Source organism: Streptomyces bluensis (assembly GCF_014650715.1).
Lineage (GTDB): Bacteria > Actinomycetota > Actinomycetes > Streptomycetales > Streptomycetaceae > Streptomyces > Streptomyces bluensis.
On sequence record NZ_BMVM01000005.1, the window covers coordinates 55423 to 77215 of the forward strand.

21 protein-coding genes are annotated in these 21793 nt (G+C 71.3%); 7 read left to right on the forward strand and 14 right to left on the reverse strand.

Annotation, left to right across the window (positions count from 1 at the left end):
* The first annotated feature begins 71 nt into the window (after nt 1–71).
* From IE262_RS15255 to IE262_RS15280, 6 genes are read left to right on the forward strand one after another with little or no spacing between them, the layout of a single operon-like run.
* Nucleotides 72–1241 (forward strand): NAD(P)/FAD-dependent oxidoreductase, encoded by a 1170-nt coding sequence (locus IE262_RS15255; protein WP_189874157.1) that lies wholly within the window; start codon nt 72–74, stop codon nt 1239–1241.
* The gene (locus IE262_RS15260; protein ID WP_134039782.1) at nt 1238–1537 is read left to right on the forward strand and encodes a (2Fe-2S)-binding protein; all 300 of its coding nucleotides are present in this window, start codon (nt 1238–1240) and stop codon (nt 1535–1537) included. Before IE262_RS15255 ends, IE262_RS15260 begins: the two co-directional genes overlap by 4 nt.
* On the forward strand, nt 1527–2963 hold the full coding sequence (locus IE262_RS15265; protein WP_189874159.1) for an NAD(P)/FAD-dependent oxidoreductase: 1437 nt from the start codon (nt 1527–1529) through the stop codon (nt 2961–2963). The genes IE262_RS15260 and IE262_RS15265 overlap by 11 nt, the downstream gene beginning before the upstream one ends.
* Nucleotides 2960–3856, forward strand: coding sequence for a dihydrodipicolinate synthase family protein (locus IE262_RS15270; RefSeq protein WP_189874161.1), 897 nt, complete (start codon nt 2960–2962; stop codon nt 3854–3856). Before IE262_RS15265 ends, IE262_RS15270 begins: the two co-directional genes overlap by 4 nt.
* Before the next feature lie 22 nt (nt 3857–3878).
* Nucleotides 3879–4880 (forward strand): proline racemase family protein, encoded by a 1002-nt coding sequence (locus IE262_RS15275; protein WP_189874163.1) that lies wholly within the window; start codon nt 3879–3881, stop codon nt 4878–4880.
* 44 nt (nt 4881–4924) lie between these two features.
* On the forward strand, nt 4925–5599 hold the full coding sequence (locus IE262_RS15280; RefSeq protein WP_189874164.1) for a GntR family transcriptional regulator: 675 nt from the start codon (nt 4925–4927) through the stop codon (nt 5597–5599).
* Here IE262_RS15280 and IE262_RS15285 read toward each other — a convergent pair whose 3' ends face one another.
* The 13 genes from IE262_RS15285 to IE262_RS15345 form a co-directional block, all read right to left on the reverse strand.
* A complete protein-coding gene (locus IE262_RS15285) occupies nt 5600–6385 on the reverse strand; it encodes an ABC transporter ATP-binding protein (RefSeq protein WP_189874553.1) in 786 nt (261 codons plus the stop codon).
* A 32-nt stretch (nt 6386–6417) separates the two neighbouring features.
* Entirely contained in the window at nt 6418–7197 is a 780-nt protein-coding gene (locus IE262_RS15290) for an ABC transporter permease (RefSeq protein WP_189874166.1), read from the reverse strand.
* Nucleotides 7194–7973 (reverse strand): ABC transporter permease, encoded by a 780-nt coding sequence (locus IE262_RS15295; RefSeq protein ID WP_134039788.1) that lies wholly within the window; start codon nt 7971–7973, stop codon nt 7194–7196. Before IE262_RS15295 ends, IE262_RS15290 begins: the two co-directional genes overlap by 4 nt.
* The gene (locus tag IE262_RS15300; protein ID WP_134039789.1) at nt 7970–8941 is read right to left on the reverse strand and encodes an ABC transporter substrate-binding protein; all 972 of its coding nucleotides are present in this window, start codon (nt 8939–8941) and stop codon (nt 7970–7972) included. The genes IE262_RS15295 and IE262_RS15300 overlap by 4 nt, the downstream gene beginning before the upstream one ends.
* 195 nt (nt 8942–9136) lie before the next feature.
* Nucleotides 9137–10072, reverse strand: a complete 936-nt coding sequence (locus IE262_RS15305) for a PDR/VanB family oxidoreductase (RefSeq protein WP_189874168.1) — start codon at nt 10070–10072, stop codon at nt 9137–9139.
* Entirely contained in the window at nt 10069–10278 is a 210-nt protein-coding gene (locus tag IE262_RS15310) for a hypothetical protein (protein WP_189874169.1), read from the reverse strand. The genes IE262_RS15305 and IE262_RS15310 overlap by 4 nt, the downstream gene beginning before the upstream one ends.
* Nucleotides 10278–11342, reverse strand: coding sequence for an aromatic ring-hydroxylating dioxygenase subunit alpha (locus IE262_RS15315; protein WP_189874171.1), 1065 nt, complete (start codon nt 11340–11342; stop codon nt 10278–10280). The genes IE262_RS15310 and IE262_RS15315 overlap by 1 nt, the downstream gene beginning before the upstream one ends.
* Before the next feature lie 174 nt (nt 11343–11516).
* Nucleotides 11517–12248, reverse strand: coding sequence for a nucleoside/nucleotide kinase family protein (locus IE262_RS15320; protein ID WP_189874557.1), 732 nt, complete (start codon nt 12246–12248; stop codon nt 11517–11519).
* Between the two features lie 246 nt (nt 12249–12494).
* Nucleotides 12495–13655 carry an adenosine deaminase family protein gene (locus IE262_RS15325; RefSeq protein WP_229877273.1) on the reverse strand — a complete coding sequence of 387 codons (1161 nt, stop codon included), beginning with the start codon at nt 13653–13655 and terminating at the stop codon, nt 12495–12497.
* Between the two features lie 106 nt (nt 13656–13761).
* Complete coding sequence (locus tag IE262_RS15330; RefSeq protein WP_189874172.1) at nt 13762–14835, reverse strand: ABC transporter substrate-binding protein; 1074 nt, start codon at nt 14833–14835, stop codon at nt 13762–13764.
* A gap of 175 nt (nt 14836–15010) precedes the next feature.
* Nucleotides 15011–16033 (reverse strand): ABC transporter ATP-binding protein, encoded by a 1023-nt coding sequence (locus tag IE262_RS15335; RefSeq protein ID WP_189874174.1) that lies wholly within the window; start codon nt 16031–16033, stop codon nt 15011–15013.
* Nucleotides 16033–16824, reverse strand: coding sequence for an ABC transporter permease (locus IE262_RS15340; RefSeq protein ID WP_189874176.1), 792 nt, complete (start codon nt 16822–16824; stop codon nt 16033–16035). Before IE262_RS15340 ends, IE262_RS15335 begins: the two co-directional genes overlap by 1 nt.
* Nucleotides 16821–17651, reverse strand: coding sequence for an ABC transporter permease (locus tag IE262_RS15345; protein WP_189874177.1), 831 nt, complete (start codon nt 17649–17651; stop codon nt 16821–16823). Before IE262_RS15345 ends, IE262_RS15340 begins: the two co-directional genes overlap by 4 nt.
* 236 nt (nt 17652–17887) lie before the next feature.
* Here IE262_RS15345 and IE262_RS15350 point away from each other — a divergent pair, with 236 nt between their 5' ends.
* The gene (locus IE262_RS15350; RefSeq protein WP_229877274.1) at nt 17888–18871 is read left to right on the forward strand and encodes a LacI family DNA-binding transcriptional regulator; all 984 of its coding nucleotides are present in this window, start codon (nt 17888–17890) and stop codon (nt 18869–18871) included.
* Nucleotides 18872–19055: 184 nt separating this feature from the next.
* On the opposite strand, the gene IE262_RS15355 is transcribed toward IE262_RS15350, so the two are convergent.
* Nucleotides 19056–21482 (reverse strand): SpoIIE family protein phosphatase, encoded by a 2427-nt coding sequence (locus IE262_RS15355; RefSeq protein WP_189874179.1) that lies wholly within the window; start codon nt 21480–21482, stop codon nt 19056–19058.
* Nucleotides 21483–21793: the final 311 nt, after the last annotated feature.

The window sequence follows — 21793 nt, forward strand, 5'->3', positions numbered from 1 at the left end:
CGCTTCGGCATCCTTCCGCCCATGCACTGCGCACCATTCCCAGCGAGTGAACCATGTGACATAGTACTGCCGTGAACACGCGGCTGACCTGCGACGTCGTAGTGATCGGGGCCGGAATGACGGGCGCTGCCTGCGCACTGTACGCGGCCAGGGCGGGGCTGGACGTGACCGTCGTGGACCGCGGCCCGGTGGCCGGCGGCACCACGGGCGCGGGGGAGGGCAATCTCCTCGTCTCCGACAAGGAACCCGGAGCCGAACTCGAACTCGCCCTGCTGTCCAACCGGTTGTGGGCCGAACTCGCCGAGGAGACGGGGGAGAGGGCGGAGACGGGGAGGATGATCGAGTACGAGGCGAAGGGCGGCCTCGTCGTCGCCTCCTCGGAGCAGGGGCTCGCGGCGCTCACGGACCTCGCGGCCGGACAGCGCCTCGCCGGAGTGGTGGCCGAGCAGGTGCCCGCCGACCGCCTCCGGGACCTGGAACCCCACCTCGCGCCCGGCCTCGCCGGAGGCGTGTACTACCCACAGGACAGCCAGGTGATGCCGGCCCTCGCCGCCGCCCACCTCCTGCGCGTCTCGGGCGCCCGGCTCCTCACGGGCCGGACCGTGACCGAGGTGCTGCGCACGGCGGACGGTTCCGTACGGGGGATACGCACCGGCCACGGCGACATCCACGCCCCGGCCGTCGTGAACGCGGCGGGCACCTGGGGCGGTGAGGTCGCCGCCCTCGCGGGCGTGTCCCTGCCCGTCCTGCCCCGGCGCGGTTTCGTCCTCGTCACCGAGCCACTGCCCCGCAGGGTGCGGCACAAGGTGTACTCCGCCGACTACGTGGCCGACGTGGCCAGTGACTCGGCGTCCCTCCAGACCTCTCCGGTCGTCGAGGGAACGGCGGCCGGCCCGATCCTGATCGGGGCGAGCCGCGAACGGGTCGGCTTCGACCGGTCGTTCTCGCTTCCCGTCGTCCGCGCGCTGGCGGAGGGCGCGGTCCGGCTGTTCCCGTTCCTGTCCGAGGTGCGGGCCCTGCGGACATACGCCGGTTTCCGGCCGTACATGCCCGACCACCTGCCCGCCATCGGCCCCGACCCCCGCGTCCCCGGGCTGTTCCACGCCTGCGGGCACGAGGGCGCCGGTATCGGCCTCGCCACCGGTACCGGACACCTGATCGCCCAGGCCCTGGGCGGCAAGGCGCCGGAGACGGACCTCGCGCCGTTCCGGCCGGACCGCTTCGAGGAAGAGGCCGCGTGAACCCGTTGGAGCTGGCGCGGGCCCAGCCGGGCCCCGCCTTCACCGTCACCCTGGACGGCCGGGAGATCGAGGCCCTGCCCGGCCAGACGATCGCGGCCGCGCTCTGGGCGGCCGGCGTCACCTCGTGGCGCACCACCCGGGGCGAGGGCCGCCCGCGGGGCGTCTTCTGCGGGATCGGCGTCTGCTTCGACTGCCTCGTGACCGTCAACGACCGTCCCAACCAACGGGCATGCCTGCTCCCGGTACAGCCGGGCGACGCGATCCGCACCCAGGAAGGCACGGGCCATGAGGACTGAGCTCGCGGTCGTCGGCGCCGGCCCCGCCGGACTCGCCGCCTCCCTGGCCGCCGCCGCGCGCGGCGTACACGTCACACTGATCGACGCGGCCGAGGACGCGGGAGGTCAGTTCTACCGGCAGCCCGCCGCCGGGCTCGGGGCTCGCCGTCCGCGGGCGCTGCACCATCAGTGGCGGACGTGGGAGCGGCTGCGGGACGGGCTCGCCGCGAGTAGTACGGTCCGCCACCTGACGGGGCATCATGTGTGGTGCGTCGAGCGGAACTCCGCGTCCTCGGGGGCCTCCGGGCGCTCGGAGCGCTCCGCCGCCTTCGGCGTGCACGCCCTCCTCGGGCGCTTCCAGGACGAGCCCGTCACCGTGCACGCCGACGCCGTCCTCCTCGCGACGGGCGGATACGAGAAGGTGCTGCCGTTCCCCGGCTGGACCCTCCCCGGCGTCGTCACCGCGGGCGGGGCCCAGGCCATGCTCAAGGGCGGGCTGGTCGTGCCGGGCCGCACGGCCGTCGTGGCCGGGACCGGTCCGCTGCTCCTGCCGGTCGCGACCGGGCTCGCCGCGGCGGGCGTCCAGGTCGCCGCCCTCGTCGAGTCCGCCGACCCCAAGGGCCTCGTACGGCGGCTGCCCGCCCTCGCCGCCAAGCTGCCCGAAGCCGCCGGGTACGCGTCCCGGCTGCTGCGCCACCGCGTGCCGTTCATGGCCGGGCACACCGTCGTCGAGGCACACGGCGAGGACCGCCTCGAAGCCGTCACCGTGGCCGCCCTGGACCCCGCCGGACGCGTCCGGCCGGGCACCGGGCGGCGGATCCCCTGCGACACCCTCGCCGTCGGGCACGGCATGCTGCCGCACACCGATCTCGCGGAGACGCTCGGCTGCCGCGTCGACGGGGTGAACGTACAGGTCGACGACGAGCAGCGCACCGACGTCCCCGGAGTGTGGGCGGCGGGCGAGACCACCGGCATCGGCGGCGCGGCGCTCGCGCTCGCCGAGGGGCACATCGCCGGACGGTCGATCGCCGCACGACTCCAGGGCACCGCGCCCGACCCGCGGGAGTGGGCCGCGGCCGCCTCGTCCCGTACGCGACTGCGGCAGTTCTTCGCCGCCGTCGACTCCGTCTGCGCACCACCCGCGCACTGGACGGAGCAGGTCACCGACGACACCGTCGTCTGCCGCTGCGAGGAGGTGCGGGCGGGCACCGTACGTGAGGCGGTCCACGGCCTGGGCGCCGGGGACCTGCGCACCGTGAAGCTGCTGACCCGGGCCGGGATGGGCTGGTGCCAGGGCCGGGTGTGCGGGCCCGCGGTCGCCGGGCTCGCCGGATGCGACCTCACACCGACCAGACGACCGTTCGCCCGTCCCGTGCCGCTGGGCGTACTCGCCCGGACCGACCACCCCGCCGAGGCCGACCACACCACCGAGGAAGGACCCTCATGACCCTCTCCGCCCACCGCCCCTGGCGCGGCGTCCTCGTCGCCACCGCCCTCCCGCTGACCGACGACCTCTGCGTCGACCACGACAAGTACGCCGAACACTGTGTCTGGCTGATCGACAACGGCTGCGACGGCGTCGTGCCGAACGGCTCGCTCGGCGAGTACCAGGTGCTGACGCCCGAGGAGCGCGCGAAGGTCGTCGAGACGGCCGTGTCCGCGATCGGCGGCTCGCGGGTCATGCCCGGAGTGGCCGCCTACGGCAGTGCCGAGTCGCGCCGCTGGGCCGAGCAGGCGCGTGACGCGGGCTGCGGCTCCGTGATGCTGCTCCCGCCCAACGCCTACCGCGCCGACGAGCGCTCCGTCCTCGCCCACTACGCGGAGGTCGCCAAGGCGGGCATCCCGGTCGTGGCGTACAACAACCCCATCGACACCAAGGTCGACCTCGTCCCCGAACTGCTCGCCAAGCTGCACGGCGAGGGCTTCATCCAGGCCGTCAAGGAGTTCTCCGGCGACGTCCGCCGCGCCTACCAGCTCGCCGAACTCGCCCCGGAACTCGACCTGTTGATCGGCGCCGACGATGTTCTGCTGGAGCTCGCGCTCGCCGGCGCCAAGGGCTGGGTGGCCGGCTACCCGAACGCGTTGCCCGCCGCGACCGTGGAGCTGTACCACGCGGCCGTGGACGGCGACCTCGCGACCGCCAGGCGGCTCTACGAGCAGCTGCACCCGCTGCTGCGCTGGGACTCCAAGGTCGAGTTCGTGCAGGCCATCAAGCTGTCCATGGACATCGTGGGCCGTCACGGGGGACGCTGCCGACCACCGCGGATGCCGCTGCTGCCGGAGCAGGAGGCCACGATACGCTCCGCCACCGAGAAGGCCGTCGCCGCAGGGCTGGCGTAAGCGCGTAAGGAGGGCCAGAGCCATGCGCAGCAAACTCGTCCTGCACGCCGTCGACTCGCACACCGAGGGCATGCCCACCCGGGTGATCACCGGCGGGATCGGCACGATCCCCGGCGCCACCATGAACGAGCGGCGGCTGTACTTCCGCGAACACCGCGACGACATCAAGCAGTTGCTGATGAACGAGCCGCGGGGCCACTCGGCGATGAGCGGCGCCATCCTGCAACCGCCCACCCGCCCCGACTGCGACTGGGGCGTCGTCTACATCGAGGTGTCCGGCTACCTCCCCATGTGCGGACACGGCACCATCGGTGTGGCGACCGTGCTGGTGGAGACCGGCATGGTCGAGGTCGCCGAGCCGGTCACCACGATCCGCCTCGACACCCCGGCGGGACTCGTCGTCGCCGAGGTCGCGGTCACGGACGGCCACGCCACCGCGGTCACGCTGCGGAACGTGCCGTCCTTCGCCGTCGGCCTCGACCGCAAGGCGACGCTTCCCGACGGCCGCACGGTGACGTACGACCTGGCGTTCGGCGGCAACTTCTACGCGATCCTGCCGCTGGACGAGTTCGGCCTGCCCTTCGACCGGGCCCGCAAGGACGACATCCTCAGCGCCGGACTGGCACTGATGGACGCCATCAACGCCGAGGACGAGCCGGTCCACCCGGAGGATCCGTCCATCCACGGCTGCCACCACGTCTATCTGGCCGCCCCCGACTCGACGGCCCGCCACTCACGGCACGCCATGGCGATCCACCCCGGCTGGTTCGACCGCTCGCCGTGCGGCACCGGCACCAGCGCACGCATGGCACAGCTGCACGCGCGCGGTGAACTCCCGTTGCACACCGAGTTCGTGAACGAGTCCTTCATCGGCACCCGCTTCACCGGACGGCTCCTGGACACCACCGAGGTCGCCGGCACCCCCGCCGTCCTGCCCAGCTTCACGGGCCGCGCCTGGATCACGGGCACGGCCCAGTACCTGCTGGACCCCGAGGACCCCTTCCCGGCGGGCTTCGTGCTGTAGGCAGCGCCCATAATCTCCGGGGACGTGTAAGGAGGACGACACCCATGGCCCCGCAGCACAGACCCGCCCTGCCCGTGCTGGGCGGCAGAAAGCCCAGCTACCGGGAACGGGTCGCGGACGCGCTGCGGGCCGCGCTGATCGCGGGCGAACTGCGTCCCGGCGAGGTGTACTCGGCCCCCGGCCTCGCCACCCGCTTCGGGGTCTCCGCCACCCCGGTGCGCGAGGCCATGCTCGACCTCGCCAAGGAGGGCCTGGTCGACACCGTCCCCAACAAGGGCTTCCGGGTCACCGCCGTGTCCGAGCGGCAACTCGACGAGTACACCCACATCCGCTCCCTGATCGAGATCCCCACGACGGCCGACCTCGCGATCAGCGCCGACCCCGTCGACCTGGAGGCGCTGCGCCCGCTCGCCCAGGAGATCGTCACGTCCGCCGCGACCGGCGACCTCATCTCCTACGTCGAGGCCGACCTCCGCTTCCACCTGGGTCTGCTGTCCCTGGCCGGCAACACCCATCTGGTGGAGGTCGTACGGGACGTGCGGCGCCGCTCCCGACTGTACGGACTGACGGCGCTGGCGGAGGCGGGACGACTGGAGGCCTCCGCGAAGGAGCACCTGGAACTCCTGGACGCCCTGCTGGCGAGGGACGAGGAGGCGGTGAGAGAGGTGATGACGCGTCACTTGGGTCATGTACGGGGCCTGTGGGCAAGTAAGACCTAGTCAGGCTGTTCCCCGCTTGGCCGCCTGAATCTGCTCGTACACCCGCGTCCGCAACTCCGCGAACCGCGGAGCGACCCGCGTACGCAACTGATCCCGCGCCTCAGGAAGATCCACCTTCACCTGCTCCCGTACGACCGTGGGAGACGCCGAGAGAACGAGTACCCGCTCACCCAGATACACGGCCTCGTCGATGTCATGGGTGACGAACAGAATCGTGATCCCGCGCTCGCGCCACAACCCCCGCACCAAGTCCTCAAGGTCCGCCCGCGTCTGCGCGTCCACCGCCGCGAACGGCTCGTCCATCAGCAGCACATCCGGCTCGTACGCGAGCGCCCGCGCGATGGCGACACGCTGCTGCATACCGCCGGACAGCTGCCACGGGTACGCCCCGGTGGCATCGGCGAGACCGACGGAGGCCAGCGCGTCGGCGACCAGCGCACGACGCCGCGCCTTGGTCAACGGCTTCTGTCTGAGCGGCAGTTCGACGTTGGCGCCGACCCGCATCCAGGGAAAGAGGCTGCGGCCGTACTCCTGGAAGACCACCGCCATGCCGGGCGGCGGCCCACTCACCGGCCGCCCCTCCAGCAGGACCTCACCCGAGGTGGGTGTGAGGAGCCCGGCGACACACTTCAGCAGCGTGGTCTTGCCGCAGCCCGAGGGACCCACCAGACAGACGAGTTCACCCGCGTCGACGGTGAACGTGAGGTTGCCCACCGCCTCCACCCGGCGGCCGGAGCCCTCGTAGACCTTCCTCAGGCCGCGTACGTCGAGCATGGACTGCCCCATTCCGAGCGTCTTCCCGAGCTTCTTCTCATACTTCACGACGACCGCCGGGAAGCCGCGCGCAGTCCGTGGTACCAGGCGAGGACCCGCCGCTCGACCAGGTGGAAGACAAGCGACAGAAGGAACCCGAGCAGGCCCAGGACGAGGATGCCGGTCCACATGTCGGGGATCGCGAACCCGCGCTGGAACTGCACGATGGTGAAGCCGATCCCGTTGCTGGCCGCGAACATCTCGCTGATCACCATCAGGATGATGCCGATGGACAGGGCCTGCCGGAGCCCCGCGAAGATCTGCGGGCTCGCCGACCGCAGGACCACGTCCCGCAGGCGGGCCATGCCCGTGATGCCGTAGGACCGGGCGGTCTGGGACATCACCGGGTCCACCGCCCGTACACCCTCGACCGTGTTGAGCAGGACCGGCCACACGCAGCCGCTCGCGATCACAGCGATCTTCATGCTGTCGCCGATGCCCGCGAACAGCATGACGACCGGCACGAGGACGGGCGGCGGGACCGCCCGCAGGAACTCCAGAACCGGTTCGCACACGGCTCGTACGCGACGGTACGAGCCGATGACCGTGCCCAGCGCGACGCCCCCCACGGCCGCCGCCGCGTAACCGGCCAGCAGGCGCAGCACACTGGGCAGGACGTCGGCGCGCAGCCGCTCGCCCGTCCACACGTCGGGGAACGTGGTGAGGATCGTGCGCAGCGGCGGCCAGTACACGTCGGTGCTGTCGTCGGACGTCAGCCACCAGGCCGCCACCAGCAGCGCCGGCAGTGCCACGACGAAGAACAGCCGCAGGGCCAGGCGTTTCACACCATCACCTCCCCGCGCACCGACTGGTGCCAGGCCAGCGTCCGGCGCTCCACCGCCCGCGCGCCCACGTTGATCAGCAGCCCGAGCGCGCCGGTGACCACCACGAGCGCGTACATCTCCGGCACGGCCTGCGAGGTCTGGGCCACGGCGATGCGCTGGCCCAACCCCGGTGCGCCGATGACGAGTTCGGCGGTCACCGCAAGAATGAGGGCGACCGCGGCGGCAAGGCGGACACCCGTCATGACGTACGGCAGGGCCGTGGGCCACAGGACGTGACGGACCCGGGCCCAGGCACCGAGGCCGTAACTGCGGGCCGTGTCCTCGGCGACCGGGTCGACGTCCTGGACGCCGTACAGCACCTGGATCAGCACCTGCCAGAACGACGCGTACACCACCAGCAGGAGCACCGAGCGCAGTTCCGAGCCGTAGAGGAGGACCGCGAGAGGGATCAGGGCGACCGACGGGATCGGACGCAGGAACTCGATGGTGGAGGCGGTCGCCTCGCGCAGGAACGGCACCATCGAGATCACGACCCCGGCGAGGATCCCGGCCGTCACCGCGATCGCCAGCCCCAGCGCCCAGCCGGTGAGCGTGTCGCCGAGCGCGGTCCAGAACGCCTCGTCGCCGAACTCGGTGACGAGCGCGCCCGACACGCGGGTGAGCGGCGGGAAGTAGTCCCCGGAGACGACTCCGAACCGGGAGACCGCCTCGCACAGCGCGAGGAAGCCCACGATCCCGGCCGCGCCCAGGGCCGCGCCCGCCCGCCTGCCCTTCACGGCAGCAGCTTGTCCAGGTCCGGGGCCTCCTCGAACAGGCCGTCCTGCACACCCAGTTCGGAGAGCCGCTCGATGGAGCCGCGGTCCGGCTCGGCGGGCCAGCGGGGCAGGGTCAGCTCGTCCAGCAGGGCCTCCGGGATCTTCGTGTACGTGGTGAGGATCTGGCGGACCTCCTCGGGGTGGCTGTCGGCGTACGTGAGGGATTCGACCGTGGCCTCCTGGAACCTCTTCACCAGCTCCGGGTTCTTCCGGGCGTACTGCTGGGAGGTGAAGTACATGGCCACGGTGAGGTTCGGGTCCACGTCGTAGTAGAACGACGCGATCGACTTGCCGCCCGCCGCCCTGACGGTGGCGAGCGCCGGTTCCACGGTGCAGGCGCCGTCCACCTGTCCCTTGTCGAGCGCGGCCGGCATCCGGTCGAACGGCATCTCGACGAACTCGACCTTGGACGGGTCGCCGCCGTCCTTGCGGACGGACTCCTTGATCGAGGTGTCACAGATGTTGTTGAGCGTGTTGGCCGCGACCTTCCTGCCCTCCAACTGCTTCGGGGACGTGACGGGGCTGCCCTTCCTCACCGTGAGGCCCGCGTAGTCGGCATCGTCCTTGGAAGTGGAGGAGACACCGTTGGCCACGGCCTTCACGGGCACGTTCTTGGACTGGGCCACCAGCAGGGACGTCGTGTTGCTGATCCCGAACTGGAACTGGCCGGAGACGACAGCGGGCACGATCGCCGCCCCGCCCTGGGCCAGGCTGATCTCCAGCTTGATTCCGCGCTTGGAGTAGAAGCCCTGCTTCTGGCCCAGGTAGACGGGTGCGACGTCCAGGATGGGAATGAGACCGACCTTGACCGTGGTGGTGCCGCCGGACCCCTTGTCCTCGCCGCCGGAGCCGGAGGAGTCGGACGAACCGCAGGCCGTCGCGGCGACGAACACGGCGCCGGCCGCGAGGCGGATGAGCAGACGACGCATGGATCCCCCTAGTGGGACAGCTCTTCGACTGGCTGTGCGCGGACCGTACACGGATGCTCAGCGGGAAAGTAGAGCCCCACCGGGAACGGGTCAATCCCCCGGCCCCCTGGACGTGGTCGCGCGGTCGTCCGCCCCGGGGCTGGGGGCACCTCCCGCGCCCTTGGGGCAGTGGGGGAGGGAGTTCGACGACAGGGCCTACAGGTCGAGCACCAGCCGCCGCCCCCGGCATCGGGACACACAGATGAGCATGGTGTCCCCGGCCTCGCGCTCCGCGTCGCTGAGTACCGAGTCGCGGTGGTCCGCAGTGCCCTCCAGGACGTCCGTCTCACAGGTCCCGCACGTGCCCTCGGTGCAGGAGTAGAGCACCTCGACGCCCGCGGCCCGCACCGTGTCGAGGACGGACACGCCCACGGGCACGGTCAGGGTCTTCCCCGAACGCTCCAGTACCACCTCGAACGCGCCGTCCGGGCCGGTCTCCTGCTCCCTCGGCCGGAACCGCTCCACGTGCAGCAGCCCCTTTGGGCATCGCTCCTCGACCGCGTCCAGCAGCGGCCCCGGACCGCAGCAGTACACGAGGGTGCCCTGGGGCACGTCGTCGAGCACGGAGCCGAGGTCCAGCAACCCGGTCTCGTCCTGCGGGGCGAGGGTCACACGGTCGCCGTACACGCCCAACTCCTCGGTGAACGCCATGGAGGCGCGGGTACGGCCCCCGTACAACAGCGACCACTGGGCACCGGCCGCCTCCGCCGCCGCCAGCATCGGCAGGATCGGGGTGATGCCGATGCCGCCCGCGATGAAGCGGTAGCGGAACGAGGGCCGGAGCGCGAAGTTGTTGCGCGGCCCCCGCACGCGGACCTTGTCGCCGTGCCGCAACTCCTCGTGGACGTACGCGGATCCGCCGCGCCCCTCCGGTTCGCGCAGGACGCCGATCCGCCAGGTCCGCCGGTCCGCCGGGTCCCCGCACAGCGAGTACGGGCGCTCCAGTTCCGGTCCGAGCAGCACATCGATGTGCGCGCCCGGCTCCCATGCGGGGAGCTCCTCGCCCAGCGGGTGGCTCAGGGAGAGGGCGAGCACGCCGTCGGCCGCGATCACCCTGCGGTGGACGACGAGTTCGGCTTCGTACCCGTTCATGAGCTGTTCCCCAACGGCTCGTGTCCTTGCGACTTGAGTCCTTGTGGCTCGTGTCCTTGTGGATGGGCGAGCATCCACTCCCACATCTCGACGGGGTCCTGCGAGGTGTGCTCGCGGCCGCAGTGGCAGGTGCCGTGCAGGATGTCCGTGCCCGGCAGCCAGTCGATGCGATAGATCTCGCGGGCCGCGGGAGAAGGGGGCGTCATCACTGAATCCTCTCCACGGGCTTCGCGCCCTCCTCGACCAGCCGGGCCAGGATACGGCGGGCGGCGAGACCACCGGTGTCGATGTTGATGCTCAGTTCCTGGTAACCGGTGCGCTCGGTGCCGAGCGTCTCCTGCAGCAGGTTGAGCGCGGTCACGTCCTGCATGACGACCGTGTGGTTGTTGCTCCGCACGAACTCGGTGACCTCGTCGTCATCCGTGGCCCAGTCGCGCGAGACCATCCAGAAGTCGTACACCTTGCCGTCGGCGGACGGTGTGATCGCGTACGTGATCTCGGTGTGGAAACCGTGCGGGTCGCTGCCGTCGGCCTCGGGCAGCACACCGACCGGGGCGATACGGCTGTGCAGCAGGTACAGACACGGGGCGTGGTACTCGATGTCCTGCCAGCGGGTGATCCGGCCCTCGATGCCGGTCGACCTGGCGTAGAACGGCGGACACTCGGCGTCGTCCATGTGCCGGCTGACGCGTACGATCCCCGCACCCTCGTCGACCTCCGTGCTGATCGGCGTCTCGGCGACCTCCGGGGTGCCGATGTACCCGCCGTGCAGATAGGTCTCGTGCGAGAGGTCGAGGAGGTTGTCGACGAGGAGGCCGTAGTCGGCGTCGATGGGCTCCATGCCGCGCACGGTGACCCAGCCGGGGGAGTCGAGGTGCTCGGCCCGCGGGATGGTCTGCGCGTCGGCGAGGTCCGGATCGCCGATCCACACCCAGATCAGGGAGTCCCGTTCGACGACGGGATACGAGGCGACGCGGGCGGTGCGCGGCACACGCTTCTGCCCCGGCACGTACACACAGGTCCCGGTCGTGTCGTACGTGAAGCCGTGGTAGCCGCACACGATCCGGTCCCCGTCGAGCCCGCTGTGCGACAGCGGGTAACGGCGGTGCACGCACCGGTCGTGCAGCGCGACGGGAGTCCCCTGCTCCTCGGTCCGGTAGAGCACGAGGGGCTCGCCCAGGATCGTACGGCCGAGCAACTCACGCCCGACCTCGTGGGAGTAGGCGGCGACGTACCACTGGTTCCTGGCGAAGGCGGTCATGTGCGGCATCGTTGCGGCTCCCGTCTGTCTGCGGTGGTGGCATCGTCCGGAAGGGGAGCGCGGTGCCGCAATACCTCTTCCGTCTCACGGAAGGGGAAAAGGCGGGGGCCCGGCAGCCAGGGCCACCGGGCAGCTCGGTGCGTGTGGCAGTCGGCGCTGGGCGGCGCCGCCGTCGACACCGACTCAGCGCCGTGCGGCCGGGTCGCGGGGTCCGGGCAGTTCCGCCCCGGGGATGACCAGGTCCGCGCGGTCACGGGTGCCCGCGACGAGATCCGCGTTGCGCTGGTCGGTGCCCAGGACCCAGGCGACCGCCGTGTCGTGCGGCTTGCCGAACTCCTCGTGCCGTGCGATGAGCCGGCGGATCCGGTCCTCCTCGTCCGGCTCGCAGAACCACACCTCGTCCAGCTCCGGACGGACGCGCGCCCAGGAACCGGTCTCCAGCAGAAGGTAGTTGCCCTCGGTCACGATCAGACGGGCCGACGGCGGCACGGGTACGGCGCCCGCGATCGGCTGTTCCAGCTCGCGCTCGAACCCCGGCGCGTACACGACCTCACCGGTCTCCTCGCGCAGCCGCCGCAGCAGCGCCGCGTACCCGGCCGCGTCGAAGGTGTCCGGGGCGCCCTTGCGGTCGCGGCGGCCCAGCCGGTCCAGTTCGACGTCGGCGAGGTGGAAGCCGTCCATCGGGACGTGAACGACCCAGGGCGGTCCGCCCCCGTTGAGTTCGCGCACCAGGTGCTCGGCCAGGGTCGTCTTGCCCGCGCCGGGGCTGCCGGTGATACCGAGGACCGCCCGGCGGCCGGGGCGGGCCAGGGACGCGGCCCGCCGCAGGAGGTCGTCGACGGTCGTGCGCGGGTGCCGCTCACTGCCAGGTGCTGGGCGCACGGGCCGTACCAGGTCGTCCTCCTCGATGTTCATGTGGCAGGTGTCCAGATGGATCAGGACGCTGCCGATGTCGTGGCGAGGGCGAGCGCCTCGCGGGCGGTGTTGACGACGTTCGTCTCGTACTGGTCGCAGACTTCCAGGGAGGAGCCCGTGAAGTGTACTTTTCGAGATGCGGCAAGCCAAGCACGGCACTGTGCTCGTGATCGTCGACCAGCCCGCCTCGGGGAGCCAACTGGGCTGCCCGCCCCGGCCGGCTCCCCGAGAACCACTACCAGGGTGCTACCCGGGGTGGTGGCCGGGCGTGTCCGCCGACTCGGCCCCGGATGCGTCCAGCGCGTTCAGCGCGTCCAGCGCGTCGAACTCGGCGATGAACCGTTGCCGCAGCGCGGCCCTGTCGGCCTCGGGAAGCCAGCAGGCGTCGACGCCGGCGAGCGACATGGCGCGCAGCGTCGTCCGGCTCAGGCCCAGGTCGTCGGCGGCGATCCGGTACTCGTCGGTCAGCGTCGTCGGGAACAGACCCGGGTCGTCGTCGGCGAGGATCACGTTCAGCCCGGCCTCGATCATCGCCGCGACGGACGCCCGTCGCCAGGGCCGCCAGGAACGGCGTGAGGTGGTGAAGGCGACGACGAACGGCACGCGTTCGGCGCGGCACCGGGCCACGACCTCGTCGTCCTCCAGCACGTAGTAGCCGTGATCGATACGGTCGCAGCCGAGCAGGTCGAGGCAGGTGACGGTGTTCACCGCCACCGGCGCGTGCTCGGAGGAGTGCGCGGTGCGGCGCAGTCCCGCCTGCCCCGCCAGCCGGAAGGCGTCCGCGAAACGCTCGGGAGGGCCCACGGTCTCCAGGTTGTCCAGACCGATCCCGGCGACGTACTCGTGCGGGTTGTCCACGACCTCGCGCACCCGCGCCAGGGCCTGTTCGGCGGTGGTGCTGCGGTCGACGGCGGCGATGAGCCGGCCGCTCATGCCGAAGTCGCGCTCGGCCAGCCGGATTCCCTCGGCGTACGCCTCGACCGCGCCCAGGTAGCCGAGAGAACGCAGATGCGGCGGCACGCCGTCGAACGACACCTCCAAGTGACGCACGGAACTGGTGCGGTGGGCCGCCTCGAACGCCTCGTACGTGATCCGCGTCAGGTCGTCGGCGTCCCGCAGCGCCTCGACGACCCACCCCGACACCTGGAACAGGGAGTAGGACACCTCCGGCTCGTCGGCGGCCCGCCCACGCGGCACCGGGATGCGGGTGTTCTCGTACAGCTTCGGGTCCGGCGGCAGCGAGTTGACGTCACGGAAGATCGTCTCGGGCGCCGCCGGAAGGTCGAGGCGGTGGCGCCGGGCGAGTTCGGCGAACGTCTCGGACCGCACGGTGCCGATCAGATGGCAGTGCAGGTCGGTCTTCGGCATCCGGCGCAGATAGTCGTCGGAATCGATGGTGGTGGTCATGGTGTCCAAGTGCGGGTGGAGTGGGGGAGCAGAGGAACGGGAGGGGGAGCGACCGGTGGGGCGGGGCGGGGGCACACGCTCGCCCGCCGGCCGCCCCACCCGGCGGTCACTTGGAGCTGACCTCGCGGCCGAACCGCTCGACCCACGAGTCGCGGTTCTTCACGACCGTGCCGGGGTCGAGGGTGCGGAAGCCGGCACCCACCGGGTCGGTCGCCGCCTTCCCGGCGACCTTGCCGAGCACCGAGGGGATCGTGGCGTCCGGGTTCACCGGCATGTCGCCGATGACCTTCGCTGCCTGGGTCTGCGCCTCGGCCGACAGGTAGTAGTCGATGAACGCGTACGCGGCCTTCAGGTTCTTGGCGTCCTTGGGGATCATCATCCGGTTGGTCGCCATGTACTTGCCCTTGCTCGGCGCCACCCAGCTCACCGGCTCACCGGACTGGATGAGGGAGGTGGCGAACGCGCTGATCGCCGGGGCGGCGACGATCTCGCCCTGGGTCAGCAGGTTCGTCACCTCGGTCGAGGACGAGTAGAACTGCAGGGTGTGCGGAGCCCAGGAGCCGAGCTTCGCGTACGCGGTGTCGATGTCGTACGGGCCGCTGCCGTAGGTCTCGCCGACACCGGACACGGTGAGCTGCCCCGAGGTGACCGAGATGTCGGGCAGGGCGGTCTTCTTGGCGTACTTCTTGTCGCCGTACACCGCCCAGTCGGCCGCGGTCTTGGCGCCGAGCTTGTCGGTGCGGTACAGGGTGCCGTTGAGCTGGTAGGTGTACGCCGGTCCGTCGTACGCGTCGTCGACGGCGAAGCTGCTCAGCTTGGACATGTTCGGCACGTCCTTGGCGCCGAACTTCTGGAAGAGTCCCTTCGACTGACCCAGCGCGGCGTAGTAGTCGGAGATGAGCATGACGTCCACGTCCGACCTCCCGCCCGCTGCCTCAAGTCTGGTCAGACGGGTGGCGTTGTTGCCCGTGTCGAGCTCGACCTTGTAGCCCGTCTTCTTCTCGAAGGGCTCGATGACGGCCTTGGTCAGCTCCTCCGACCCGAAGGGGAAGGAGCTCACGACGAGGGTCTTGCTGTCGCTTCCGCCGCCGGTGGCGGAGCAGCCGGCGATGGTCGTGGCGAGCGCGGTGGCGACGACGAGTGCTGCTGTGGCGCGTTGGCGCCGAGGAGTGGTACGCACGAGGGGTCCTTCCGAGGGTGTGGCGAGGGGAGGGCTGGGCGGGGAGAGAGGGAGAAGGTGAGAGAACGAGAAAGAGAACGAGGTGAAACGGGGGACGGGGGGACCGGAAGTAAGAGAGGCGGTGCCGTCGGTGTCGTACGGACCCGATGGCGATGAAGTCGGCGAAGTCCGCGGTTCAGTCGGCCAGTTCCACCACGTGCTCCGGCCGCGCGGACACCGTGACCCGGTCGCCGGGCCGCCAGTCGGCCCGGGAGTGGTCCGCCCGTACCGTCGCGATCAGGGTGACGTCGTCCTCGCCCTCGCCCCTGGGGGCCGACAGGGTGAGGTGCCGGTCGACCCCGCGGTAGGCGATGCCCGTGACCGTCGCGGGCAGGGCCAGCCGGGCCCCGTCCGGTGCCTCACCCTGGACGACCTCCAGGTGCTCCGGGCGCACGGTCAGGGTCGTGGCGCCGTCGGAGGCGGACAGGCTCGCCGGGACGAAGTTCTCGTAGCCCAGGAACTCGGCGACGAAGCGGTTGGCGGGGCGCGGGAAGACCTCGGCCGGCGACCCGCTCTGCATGACGTGTCCGGCACGCATCAGGACCATCACGTCGGACATCTCCAGCGCCTCGTCCTGGTCGTGGGTCACCAGGACCACGGTGAGGCCGGTCTCGGCCTGGATCCGGCGGATCTCGGCGCGCATCTGCACCCGCAGCCGGGCGTCCAGGTTGGACAACGGCTCGTCGAGCAGCAGCAGCGACGGACGGATGGCGATGGCACGGGCGAGCGCCACCCGCTGCTGCTGGCCGCCCGAGAGCTTCCTGGGGCGCTGCGCGGCCAGGTGGCCGAGGCCGACGAGGTCCAGCGCCTCGGCCACCCGGCTGCGGCGCTCGGCGGCCGGGATCCTGCGGAGCTTCAGCCCGTAGCCGACGTTGTCCGCCACGCTCATGTGCGGGAACAGGGCGTACGACTGGAAGACCATGCCGAGGTTGCGCTTCTCCGGAGGCAGCCGGGTGGCGTCCTCCCCGGCGATGCGGATCGTGCCCGAACTGGGCGCGGTGTAGCCGGCGAGCATCCGTAGCGTGGTCGTCTTGCCGCAGCCGCTCGGTCCCAGCAGCGTGGTGATCCTTCCTTCGGGGATGTCGAGGTTCAGGGACCCGACGGCGGTGAAGTCGCCGAAGGTCCGGCTGACGTCGATGAACTGGGCGGCGGCGGTCATCAGTTGATCCCCCCGAAGATCCTGGTGAAGCCGACGGTGCGTTCGGCGACGACGGCGACGATGATGGTGGCGGCCAGAATGAGCGTGGACATGGCCGCGATGACGGGGTCGTAGGACTGCTGGACGTAGTCGAGCATCGTCACCGGCAGAGTCCCGAAGTCCCGGCTCTGGAGCAGCAGCGAGAGCGGCACGTTGTTGAACGACGTGATGAAGCCGAGCAGTGCCGCCGACATCACGCCGGGACGCAGCAGCGGCAGGGTGACCGTGCGGAACGCGCGCCAGGGAGTCGCGCCCAGCCCGCGTGCGGCCTCCTCCAGAGCGGGGTCGGCCAGGGTGAGGGCGGCTCCCGTGACCCGTACCGCGTACGGCATGAGAAGAACGGCGTGCCCGATGAGGAGAGCGGCGAACGCGGTCTGCCCGAGCCCGATCATCAACTGCTGGTACAGCGCGAGCCCGATGACCAGCTCCGGCACGACCAGCGGGGACAGGAACAGCCCCTGCAGCAGGGACCGGCCGGGTATCGCCCCGCGGTGCAGGCCCAGCGCGACCGGAACACCGAGCGCCAGGGCCAGGGCGGTGGCACAGCCGGCGAGCAGCAGGCTGGAGACGAGCGCGTCGGTGAACGGCTGGTAGGCGGCGGCCTTGCCGAACCACTGCAGCGAGAAGCCCTTGGGTGGGAACGACAGGGTGCTGCTGGAGGTGAACGCACTGGCCACGACGAACAGGATCGGGACGAGCATGATCACGTAGCCGAGGACGGCCAGTGCGGCGGCTATCGGTCGTGCCTTCATGCGACCCGTCCCTTCGCTCGCGCCACGGCCGATCCGATTCCGGAGAGCGCGAAGACGAGCACGGTCATCACGAGCGCCGTCGCGGAGGCCGCGGCCCAGTCGACGGTGACGTTCGCGTGGACGAACAACTGGGTGGCGAGCATCCGCTGGGAGGACCCGCCGAGGAGGTAGGGGGTGGTGTACGCGGTGATGCTCCCGGCGAACACCAGGGTGGCGGCGACGACGATGCCCGGCAGCGACAGCGGAACCACCACGGTCCACAGCGTGCGCAGCCGGCTCGCGCCCAGGCCCCGGGCGGCGTCGTCGAGCCCCCGGTCCACCTGGGCGACCGCCGAGTAGCAGGAGACGACGGCCAGCGGCAGGAACAGCTGGACCAGGCCGAGTACGACGGCCAGCGGCGTGTACAGCAGTTGAGGAGCCTGCTGCGCCAGCCCGAGGCCGGTGATGATCTTGCCCATGACCCCGTTGGAGCCGAGGATCACCAGCCAGCCGAAGCTGCGCACGACATTGCTCAGCAACAGCGGGAACACCGCCAGCGCCAGCCAGAGCCCGGCCCAACGGGAGGTCGAGCGGGCCAGCAGGCTCGCGATGGGGAAGGCGATCACGACGCACACGACGGTCACGATCAGTCCGAGAGTCAGGGTGCGACCGATGATCTGGAGGTCGTATCCGTCGGTGAGCATCTTCGTGAGGCGCGTGAACACGTCGGACGGACTGACTCCCGGTGGCGCGAAGAGCATCGCGGCGGACGGCACGGCGAAGCCGAGCACCATCAGGAGCAGCCCGGGAAACAGCAGCAGTGCGCCTGCTCGGGGCCTGTGGAACATGGGTGGAGTTCGATTCCTTTGACGGCGAGTGATGAGTATCATCGCTGCAACCGGTTGCAGCAACCGGTTGCAGGCACCTTAGGTGACGAAGAGGTGGTGTGTCAGCCCCGCGTGTGACGTTGATGTAAAACCTGTTACCTCAAGGGGCCGGGAGTCCTCGCCGGGGAATTTCCGGCGGCGGGCGCCGGCCCACTCGGGGACGATCCCCGGCGACATCCGGGGGAAGGGGAGGTGCGGTGAATCCCACTGGGGGCGCGAGCCAGGTGCCCACGCTCGACGACGTGGCACGGCGCGCGGGGGTGTCGAAGTCGACGGCGTCGCGGGCACTGAGCCGGCCGGACATCGTCGCCCCGGCGACCAGGGCTCGGGTCCATGACGCCGCCGTCGCCCTGGGCTTCGAGCCCAGCCGGGTGGCGCGGGCCCTGGCCCATGGGCGTACGGGTCTCATCGCGCTCGTGGTGCCCGACCTGGAGAACAGCTTCTTCACCCCGATCGTCAACGGCGCCCAGGCCCAGGCCGCCCAGGCCGGAGTCCAGCTCACGGTGGCCGTCCACGAGGCCGACGACCACGACGCGCTGTCCCGGCTGTCCCGGCAGGTCGACGGATTCCTCATCACGGCGCCGCGCGGCACCGACGACGATCTGCGGGCCGCCGCCCGCCTCGCGCCGACGGTCCTCATCGACCGTGAGGTCTCCGGGCTGCCGTCCGTCTCCGCCGACGTCGCCCGCGCCTTCGGCGAGGTCATCGGCCACCTGGCCGGAGCAGGGCACCGGCACATCGCCTACCTCGGCGGACCGCACGGCTCCTGGCAGAGCCTGCGCCGCCACGACGCGGTCCGTGAGGCAGCCGCCGGGCGGACCGAACTGACCGTACTGGGACCGGTACCGGCCACCTTCACCGCCGGAGTGGAGAGCGCGGGCCCCGTGCTCGCGACCGGGGCGACCGCGGTGGTCCCCTACGCCACCTCGGTCGCGCTGGGCCTGCTGGCGGCCCTCCAGCGCCGGGGCGTACGGGTCCCGGACGACATGCTGATCAGCGCGGAACGTTCCGTTCTCGACGCGCTCGGCATGAACGGGGTGCCCGCGATCGACGTGGACGGCGAAGAGCTCGGAAGGGTGGCGGCGGGGCAGTTGGTGGACCGGATAGAGAGGGGCGGTCGTGCCGGCGGACCGGAGGCCGTGACCCGCCTGGGAGTCGCGGTGCGGCTGCCTGAGGGGTGACGCTTGGGACGGCTGCGGCTGCGGTCACGGTGATGGCTGCGACCGCGGCCACGGTCACGGCCCCGCGAGGGCGGTCCGGCGCCGGAGGCCGCCGTGGGCGGTGTGACGGCGGTTCGGTCAACTGCCTTGGGGAATCACCGAGTTGCGCCTGCCCTTCGGGTGAAATGCGCTTTCGCGACACGCCCTAGTCGGGCAGGGGCTGTTCCGCCCAGATGGTCTTGCCGGTGGGTGTCTGGCGGCTGCCCCAGCGCTCGGAGACCTGGGCGACGAGCAGGAGTCCGCGCCCGCCCTCGTCGAAGACACGGGCCCGGCGCATGTGCGGGGCGGTACCGCTGCCGTCGGACACCTCGCAGATGAGCGTCGCGTCACGGATCAGCCGCAGCTCGATGGGGGCGTCACCGTACCGGACGGCGTTGGTGACAAGCTCGCTGACGATCAGTTCGGTGACGAACACGGCGTCCGTCAGACCCCAGGCGGCCACCTGTTCGCCCGCCATCCTGCGGGCCCCGGCCACGGTCGCCGGGTCCTGCGGCAGCTGCCAGGTGCGTACCCTGCGGGCGTCGAGCGCGGAGGTACGGGCGAGCATCAGCACGATGTCGTCGGCGGGACGGCCGGGCAGCACGGTGCGCAGCACCTGCTCGCAGGTTTCCTCCAGTGGTCCGGCCGGGCTGCTCAACGCCTGGCGCAGCAGGGTGAGCCCGACCTCGATGTCGCGGTCGGCGGCCTCGACCAGACCGTCGGTGTAAAACGCGAGCAGGCTGCCCTCCTCCAGTTCGATCTCGACGGCCTCGAACGGCAGGCCGCCCAGACCGAGCGGCGGCCCGGCCGGCAGGTCCAGGAACCGTACGCTGCCGTCGGGGGTGACCAGGGCGGGTGGTGGATGCCCGGCGCGGGCCATGGCGCAGCGCCGGGACACCGGGTCGTACACGGCGTACACGCAGGTGGCCCCCACCTGCCCGGACGCTTCGTCCCGCCCGCGTACCTCCGGGCCCTCCTCACGGTCGAGCCGGATGACGAGGTCGTCCAGCTGGGTGAGCAGTTCGTCGGGCGTGAGGTCGACATCCGCGAGGGTCCGTACGGCCGTCCGCAGGCGGCCCATCGTGGCCGACGCGTGGATACCGTGGCCCACCACGTCGCCCACGACGAGGGCGACCCGGGCACCGGACAGCGGAATCGCGTCGAACCAGTCCCCGCCGACGTCCGCACCCGAACCGGCCGGCAGATAGCGGTAGGCGATCTCCATCGCCGCCAGCCCCGGCGGCCGCTCGGGAAGGAGGCTGCGCTGGAGCGCCAGCGCCGTCCGGCGTTCACGGGTGTACCGGCGGGCGTTGTCCACACTGACCGCCGCCCTGGCGACGATCTCCTCCGCGAGCAGCAGGTCGTCCTCGTCGAAGGGCTCCACCGTCCGGTGCCGCACGAAGTGCACCAGGCCCAGGGTCACCCCGCGGGCACGCAACGGCACCATCATCACCGAGTGGATCGTGTACTGGGTCACGATCTCGGCGCGGGCCGGGGAGGACATGATCCACTCCCACACCTCGGGATCCTCGGGCTTGTGCCGTGCGCCCCGGCCGGTGAGCAGCGTCCGCACCGGCAGTGTGTCCGCGGGGTAGACCGACGTGTCGCCCGAGGCGACCACCGACTCCGGGCAGCCCTCCAGCACCGACCGCTGGGCCGTGCGGCGAACGGTGACGGGCTCGCCCGGCCGGATCGGTTCCGGCTCGTCGCCCCGTACCACGGACGCCAGCAGGTCCACGGTGACGAAGTCCGCGAACCCGGCCACGGCCACATCGGCCAGCTCCTCGGCCGTCCGGGTCACGTCCAGGGTGCTGCCGATACGGAGACCGGCTTCGTTGAGCACCGCCAGGCGGCGGCGGGCCCAGTACTGCTCCGTGGTGTCGAACAGAACCGCGGACAGTCCCTGGACGGTGCCGGTCTCGTCCTTCAACGGCGAGAGGAACATCGACCAGGCGTGTTGCCGGGCGTCACCCCGGGCGGGGCCGTGGCCCTCGTGGTACACCATCCGGCCGGTGCGCAGGACCTGCCGCTGAAGGCGGTCGTACTCGTCGAAAGGCCGGCTGGGCTCGATCTCCCACAGGGTCAGGCCCCGCATCTCCTCCTCGGACCTGCGCATGAGCCGGGTCATGATCTCGTTGGCGGCCACCAGCCGGGCCTCGCGGTTGTAGACCGCCACCGGCGTGGGGAGCTGCGCCAGCGTGAGATCCCACAGGGCCGCCCTTTCCGGGTCGGCCCGCCCAGCGGTGCCCGCCCGTACGTCACCGGTGACCAGCCAGAACCTCTCGCGGCCCGCGTCCAGCAGCGGTGTTCCCCGCAAGCGCGCCACGACACGGTCTCCGTCCCGGTGCCGCAGCGCCACCTCACCGGCCCACGGGTGCCCATCGGTCAAGTGGCGCCGCACGGACCCGGGCAGTTCGTCGCAGAGCAGGTCGGCGGCGGCCCCGCCCACGACCTCGGCGGCTTCGTATCCGAGCAGCTGCCGGGCCCCGGCGCTCCACATCCTGATCGCCCCACCGGCGTCGACGACGGCCGCCAAGTCCTGCGGTGCGCGTCCCTCCACGGTGCCTCCGGATGTGACGTCCCTGCTGTTCATAGGCCCCTTCTCTTCCGCAGTGCCGCTCGGCCGGAGCAGATCGGCAGCCGGGGTCCCCCACACATCCGGGTACCCCCCTCCAGCGTCCCGCCGCGCCGCTTTCCGCTCAAACGAGGACACCAGGGATGCCAGGGGATGCTTCGGGCCGCGCGACGCAGGTGGCCGTCCACCCCGATCGCTCCTGGCCGAGCTGGACCGGTCGGCGCGTACGCGTCCGGCAGACCGCCCGCGCGGCGCTGTTCGCACCCCGGACGACCGTCCGTCACACGCGCGCCACTGGCTCTTCCCCGACGTTCGCTGCGCTTGGCACA

Bases quoted from the DNA above. Each gene is read 5' to 3' on its own strand.
- IE262_RS15340 (WP_189874176.1), bottom strand. From the start codon at position 16,824: ATGAAGGCACGACCGATAGCCGCCGCACTGGCCGTCCTCGGCTACGTG.
- IE262_RS15315 (WP_189874171.1), bottom strand. From the start codon at position 11,342: ATGCCGCACATGACCGCCTTCGCCAGGAACCAGTGGTACGTCGCCGCC.
- IE262_RS15305 (WP_189874168.1), bottom strand. From the start codon at position 10,072: ATGAACGGGTACGAAGCCGAACTCGTCGTCCACCGCAGGGTGATCGCG.
- IE262_RS15335 (WP_189874174.1), bottom strand. From the start codon at position 16,033: ATGACCGCCGCCGCCCAGTTCATCGACGTCAGCCGGACCTTCGGCGAC.
- IE262_RS15265 (WP_189874159.1), top strand. From the start codon at position 1,527: ATGAGGACTGAGCTCGCGGTCGTCGGCGCCGGCCCCGCCGGACTCGCC.
- IE262_RS15270 (WP_189874161.1), top strand. From the start codon at position 2,960: ATGACCCTCTCCGCCCACCGCCCCTGGCGCGGCGTCCTCGTCGCCACC.
- IE262_RS15300 (WP_134039789.1), bottom strand. From the start codon at position 8,941: ATGCGTCGTCTGCTCATCCGCCTCGCGGCCGGCGCCGTGTTCGTCGCC.
- IE262_RS15345 (WP_189874177.1), bottom strand. From the start codon at position 17,651: ATGTTCCACAGGCCCCGAGCAGGCGCACTGCTGCTGTTTCCCGGGCTG.
- IE262_RS15275 (WP_189874163.1), top strand. From the start codon at position 3,879: ATGCGCAGCAAACTCGTCCTGCACGCCGTCGACTCGCACACCGAGGGC.
- IE262_RS15280 (WP_189874164.1), top strand. From the start codon at position 4,925: ATGGCCCCGCAGCACAGACCCGCCCTGCCCGTGCTGGGCGGCAGAAAG.
- IE262_RS15310 (WP_189874169.1), bottom strand. From the start codon at position 10,278: ATGACGCCCCCTTCTCCCGCGGCCCGCGAGATCTATCGCATCGACTGG.
- IE262_RS15320 (WP_189874557.1), bottom strand. From the start codon at position 12,248: ATGAACATCGAGGAGGACGACCTGGTACGGCCCGTGCGCCCAGCACCT.
- IE262_RS15355 (WP_189874179.1), bottom strand. From the start codon at position 21,482: ATGAACAGCAGGGACGTCACATCCGGAGGCACCGTGGAGGGACGCGCA.
- IE262_RS15285 (WP_189874553.1), bottom strand. From the start codon at position 6,385: ATGGGGCAGTCCATGCTCGACGTACGCGGCCTGAGGAAGGTCTACGAG.
- IE262_RS15325 (WP_229877273.1), bottom strand. From the start codon at position 13,655: ATGACCACCACCATCGATTCCGACGACTATCTGCGCCGGATGCCGAAG.